Source organism: Hungatella sp. SL.1.14 (assembly GCF_024460495.1).
GTDB lineage: Bacteria > Bacillota > Clostridia > Lachnospirales > Lachnospiraceae > Hungatella > Hungatella hathewayi.
Genome location: NZ_JANFYJ010000260.1, coordinates 1 through 307 on the forward strand (window position 1 = coordinate 1; position 307 = coordinate 307).

At 53.4% G+C, this 307-nt stretch carries 1 protein-coding gene; it reads left to right on the plus strand.

All coding sequences use genetic code 11. The features are described 5' to 3' along the window. The coding region (locus NE473_RS30915; protein WP_502802865.1) for a LuxE/PaaK family acyltransferase at positions 1 to 307 on the plus strand (307 nt) is incomplete at both ends.

Genomic DNA, 307 nt, shown 5'->3' on the forward strand with positions numbered 1-307 from the left:
GGAAAACACGGATACCGCCCTGATTTTAACGGACTGCTGGAGGCCCTCCGGCGTTACGGAAGGGGAAATGCTCCGGTCCGGATCATTGGTTTTCCTGCATACCTCTATTTCTTTTTAAAGGAGATGGAGCGAAACAGAATCTTTATCCGTCTGCCAAAGCATTCCATGATTATGGCCGGCGGCGGCTGGAAGCAGTTTTATACAGAGACGGTGGACAAACGGGAATTGTACAGGCTTGGAGAGAGGCATCTCGGTATCCCGGAGAGCCATTTCCGGGAGTTTTTCGGCGCGGTGGAGCATCCGGGCG